The sequence below is a fragment of the Methanosaeta sp. UBA356 genome (assembly GCF_002496465.1).
Classification (GTDB): domain Archaea; phylum Halobacteriota; class Methanosarcinia; order Methanotrichales; family Methanotrichaceae; genus Methanothrix; species Methanothrix soehngenii.
The window spans coordinates 1-5,267 of record NZ_DAKC01000127.1 but is presented as its reverse complement, the minus strand read 5'-3'; the positions used below and the strand labels follow the sequence as shown (position 1 = coordinate 5,267).

The 5,267-nt window shown below is 55.2% G+C and carries 3 protein-coding genes and 1 tRNA gene; 1 reads left to right on the top strand and 3 read right to left on the bottom strand.

The annotated features are described in order from the left end of the window. The 3 genes from gyrA to BP727_RS12485 all read right to left on the bottom strand — a co-directional run. Positions 1-2,389 (bottom strand): DNA gyrase subunit A (gene gyrA / locus BP727_RS12495; protein WP_286859110.1); only part of this gene is annotated, 2,389 nt, incomplete at its 3' end. Positions 2,390-2,397: 8 nt separating this feature from the next. Then, complete coding sequence (gene gyrB / locus BP727_RS12490) at positions 2,398-4,290, bottom strand: DNA topoisomerase (ATP-hydrolyzing) subunit B (RefSeq protein WP_286859108.1); 1,893 nt, start codon at positions 4,288-4,290, stop codon at positions 2,398-2,400. A gap of 213 nt (positions 4,291-4,503) precedes the next feature. Beyond that, a tRNA-Cys gene (locus BP727_RS12485) sits at positions 4,504-4,575 on the bottom strand. A gap of 299 nt (positions 4,576-4,874) precedes the next feature. Here BP727_RS12485 and BP727_RS12480 point away from each other — a divergent pair. Continuing rightward, positions 4,875-5,195, top strand: coding sequence for a radical SAM protein (locus tag BP727_RS12480; RefSeq protein ID WP_273277904.1), 321 nt, complete (start codon positions 4,875-4,877; stop codon positions 5,193-5,195). The last annotated feature ends 72 nt before the right edge of the window (positions 5,196-5,267 follow it).

Here is a 5,267-nt window from a genome sequence, read left to right as displayed (position 1 = left end):
TTATCCTCGCTATCGCCGCCACCTCATCACCCGGCTTGACATTCATGATCCGCACCCCCTGAGTGGAGCGGCCCTGCACCCGGATGTCGCTTGCCGGTATCCTGATAATCACCCCGTCCCGGGTGGTGACCAATAATTCGTCCTCCTCGGAGACAGTGGTGGTGCAGCAGACATACCCCTTGCGGGCATCGATGTTCTTGACTCCCTTGCCCCCCCGCCTCTGCTGGGGATACTCCTCGAGCTCAGTCCTCTTGCCATAGCCCTGATTGGTGACGGTGAGCAGAGTTGAGCCTGAGCCGGGCTCAATCACATCCATGCTGATCAGCTCGTCGCCCATGTTCAGGCTGATCGCTTTGACCCCCATGGTCCCCCGGTTGGAGGCACGCACATCCCCCTCTTTGAAGCGGATGGCCTTTCCGAATTTGGTGGCCACCAAGAGTTCCTTTTCTCCATTGGTGAGCTTGGCCGAGACCAGGCTATCCCCCTTCAGGTTCACCGCCTTTATCCCTCCCTTGCGGGGATTGGAGAAGGCCTGCAGAGGCATCTTCACAATATTGCCGCTCCTGGTTACCAGCACGATGTATCCCGCCTGGAAGCTTTTCACCGGGATGGCTCCGGCGATCCTCTCATCCGGCTCCAGCTGGAGCAGGTTCACTATGGACTTGCCCCGGGCTGCCCTTCCCAGAGCGGGAACCTCATAAACCTTTAGCCAGTGGGCTTTGCCCTTGTCGGTGAAGAAGAGCAGATAGTCCTTGGTGGAGGCGGTGGAGACATCGGTCACAAACTCCTCTGTCTTGGTCTCGGCTCCTATAACCCCCCGCCCGCCCCTTCTTTGCATGCGGTACGTATTGACGGGCTGGCGCTTGATGTACCCGGAGCTGGTGATGGTCACTGCCACCTCCTCCTCCTGAATGAGGTCCTCATTAGTGACCTCACCATCGGCCTCGATGATCTGGGTGCGCCGCTCGTCGCCGTACTTGCTGATCAGCTCCGTCAGTTCGTCCTTGATGATGCTCAGGATCTCCAGATTGCTGGAGAGGATCTGTCTCAGGTGGGCGATGAGCTTCTCCAGCTCTGCTGCCTCGGAGACTATCTTCTCCTGCTCCAGGCCCGTAAGCCTCTGCAGCCTCATGTCTAAAATGGCCTTCGCCTGCTCCTCGGAGAGGAGAAATGCCTCTATCAGACCATCCCTGGCCTCCGCTGGTGTGGGGGCGGCCTTGATGATCCTTATCACCTCATCGATGTTCTTCAGGGCGATGAGCAGGCCCGCCAGGATATGGGCCCTCTTCTCCGCTGCATCCAGCTCGAAGCGGGTGCGCCTCTCAACCACTATGGAGCGGTAGTAGATGTACTGCTCCAGGGTCTCCTTTAAAGAGAGGATCCTGGGCATCCCGTCCACCAGGACCATGTTGTTGATCCCGTAGCTGGTCTGCAAAGCGGTGTGTTTATGCAGCTGGTTTAAGACCACATTGGCGTTGAATCCGGTCTTGATATCCACTACCATGCGGATGCCTTCTTTGTCTGACTCATCCCGCAGATCGGATATGCCCTCCAGGCGTCCCCCTTTGACCATCTCCGCCATATCCTCGATCAGCTTGGCCTTGTTCACCTGGTAGGGAAGCTCGGAAAAGATGATCCTGGTGCTCTTTGCTCCCTCCTCGATCTCCGACTTGGCCTGCATGATTATGCTTCCCTTGCCGGTCAGATAAGCGGACTCGATTCCCGCCCGGCCCACGATATATCCACCAGTGGGAAAATCCGGGCCCGGCAAATAATGCATCAGCTCGCCTACTGTTGCCTGGGGATTGTCTATCAGATGGATGATCGCCCCTGCCAGCTCATTCAGATTATGGGGTGGGATGTTGGTCGCCATGCCCACGGCGATTCCAGTCGAGCCGTTTAAGAGCAGGTTGGGAAGCTTTCCCGGAAGGACTGTTGGCTCCTTGAGCGAGCCGTCATAGTTGGGCACAAAGTCCACGGTATTCTTCTCGATGTCTGCCAGCATCTCCTCGGCGATTTTAGAGAGCCGGACCTCGGTGTAACGCATGGCGGCAGCCGGATCTCCGTCGATGGAGCCGAAGTTGCCCTGGCCATCGATCAGAGGATAACGCATGGAGAAGGTCTGGGCCATTCTGACCATGGTCTCATATATGGCCGCATCACCGTGAGGATGGTACTTGCCCATCACATCGCCCACCACGCGGGCGGACTTCTTGTAGGGCTGATCGTGGGTCATGCCCTGCTCATACATGGCATAGAGAATGCGGCGGTGAACGGGCTTCAATCCGTCTCGGACATCGGGCAGAGCCCTCCCTACGATCACGCTCATGGCATAATCGATGTAAGAGGACTTCATCTCCTCGGTGATGTTAACCTGTACTTCTGTCACGATCCACCTCAGATATCAAGATTCTTCACATACTTGGCATGCTTCTCTATGAACTCCCGGCGCGGCTCCACCTGGTCGCCCATGAGGATAGTGAAGATCCTGTCCGCCTCCACTGCATCCTCCAGGGTGACCCGAAGCATGATCCTCCCCTCTGGATCCATGGTAGTCTCCCAGAGCTGCTCGGGGTTCATCTCACCCAGGCCCTTGTACCTCTGAATGACCGGTTTGTTCATGCCTGCTACCAGCTCGTTAAGCTGCTCATCGCTATAGGCGTAATTGGCCTGCTTTCCCTTCTTGACCTGATAGAGGGGGGGCTGGGCGATGAACACATAGCCGGCATCGATCAGGGGCCTCATATAGCGGTAGAAGAAGGTGAGCAGAAGGGTGCGGATGTGCGAGCCATCCACATCTGCATCGGTCATTATCACCACCTTATGATACCTCGCTTTACTGATATCGAAGTCATCTCCCACGCCCGTGCCGAAGGCCACGATCATATTGCGAATCTCGGCGTTCTTCAGGATCTTGTCCAGCCTCGCCCTCTCCACATTGAGGATCTTGCCCCGCAGGGGCAGTATGGCCTGAAAATGCCTGTTCCTTCCCTGTTTCGCACTCCCCCCAGCACTCTCGCCCTCGACGATATAGATCTCGCATTTCGTAGGATCATTGTCAGAGCAGTCGGCCAGCTTTCCGGGCAGTCCGCCGGAGCTAAGGGCGTTCTTGCGCCGGGTCAGCTCCTTGGCCTTCCGGGCCGCTTCCCGGGCGCGCATGGCTTCTGCAGCCTTCTCCACAATGGTCGTCGCAACAAGAGGGTTCTCCTCGAAGTACTCCCCCAGGCCCTCTGCTACCATCGACTCCACAATTCCCCGGATGGAGCTGTTTCCCAATCGGGTCTTGGTCTGGCCCTCGAACTGGGGGTCAGGCAGCTTTACGCTTATGACTGCCACCAGCCCCTCTCTCAGGTCCTCGCCCCCCAGCTTCATCTCGTTCTTGAATAGCTTGTTATTCCGGGCATAATCATTGACTGTGCGGGTTAAGGCGGCGCGGAAGCCCATGAGGTGAGTTCCTCCCTCGCGGGTGTTGATGTTATTGGCATAGGAGAATATGTTCTCTGCATAGGAGTTGTTGTACTGCAGGGCCACCTCCACCTGGGTCCCATTCTTGCTGCGCGAGAAGTAGACCGGCTGCTCGTGCAACACCTCCTTATTCTTATTGAGGTACTCCACGAAGGAGATGATGCCTCCCGCGTACTGGAAGATGTTCTCTTTATCAGATCTATCGTCTTTTATGGTTATCTTAAGGCCGCGATTCAGAAAGGCCAGCTCCCTCAAACGGGAGGAGAGGGTGTCGAAGGAAAACTCGGTCTCCTCGAATATGCTGGTATCAGGCTTGAAGGTGATGGTGGTTCCGGTATGATCCGAGCTGCCCCGTTCCTCCAGATCCGAGACCACCTTGCCCTTTTCGAAGCGCTGCCAGTAGATCCTTCCGTTCCTGCGGACCTGCACCTCCATCCACTCGGAGAGGGCATTAACCACGGAGACGCCCACCCCATGCAGTCCGCCGGAGACGCCATAAGACTCGTGGTCGAACTTGCCGCCGGCATGCAACACCGTTAAGACGATCTCCAGAGCCGGCCGGTTAAACTGGGGATGGTTATCAACCGGGATGCCCCGGCCGTCATCCCGAATGGAGACGCTCCCTCCGGGATTGATTGTCACATCGATCTCGCTGCAGAATCCTCCCAGGGCCTCGTCCACGCTGTTGTCCACTACCTCGTAGACCAGATGGTGTAGCCCCAGGGAGTCTGTGCTGCCTATGTACATCGAGGGCCGGCGCCTGACCGCCTCAAGGCCCTCGAGAACCTGGATATGGCTTGCATCATAGCCTGTAGCTTCGCTCAAAATCAACTAAGCCTCCTTAATAATTAGGACTGTATCACACTCATTTGAGCAGATATAAGCTTTTCCCTGAAAAAATTCGCAAATTGGGAAAATACATTGATACAAAATGATGCCTTCGCAGGGGGAGTCTCATCTCATCTCAGAACTGAGAAGGAGCTATTTGACAAGCGCATACGAAAGAATGAGCTGATCGTAAAAAACTTGAAAATGAGAAGCCAAGGTCCGGATTCGAACCGGAGTGGTAATGCTCTGCAGGCATTTGCGTAGCCGCTCCGCCACCTTGGCATTAGGAAGGTCTCTCTCAAGAGTGCTGCTGATACCACCACCTTTATCGATGTGGGCTCACTCTGAGCAGAGATCCTGCTGCAACCTCTCCCCTTATAAAGATTGCCTTCGAAGGCCGATCCTCACACCTGGATACTATTCTTTCACACCGGGCACTTCTTCCATCGATTATGATCTCACGGCAAGTCTCGGAATGGGAGACTTCTTCGTCGCGCATCTCTTATACCCTCTAGGTGCGGTCAAGTGCCGGGTTGTGGGTGATGGTGCAGATCTTGCATACTATTTTTCGATGATCTTCCATGTCCAGGGTGGATACAGTTGATTTTGAGACGATATTCCGAATGAAGCGAGCAGGTTGTGTCGAGCTTGCCTTTGGCGTGGAGAGTGGAAGCCAGGCCATCTTAGACCTATTGAGGAATGGAATTACTCCGGAGCAGATAATCAGGACTTTTAAACAGGCGGATGAAATTGGATTAGTCTCAGATATGCTTCTGATTGTGGGAATTCCTGGAGAGAACCAGGAGGATATAGATATGACCAAGAGATTGATTGCGGAGTCCAAGCCCGAAATGGGTGAATATCGCTTATTCCACTCCCATTCCCGGAACAGAGATTTATAGAGGGTGTGTTTGAGGCGGGGCTTAGGGAGAGGATGAAAGAGTAAATGGACTTTTATTACATCGGGAGTGCAG

Excerpts from the sequence above, each read along its gene's own strand:
- BP727_RS12480 (WP_273277904.1), top strand. The coding sequence starts at position 4,875 with ATGTCCAGGGTGGATACAGTTGATTTTGAGACGATATTCCGAATGAAG.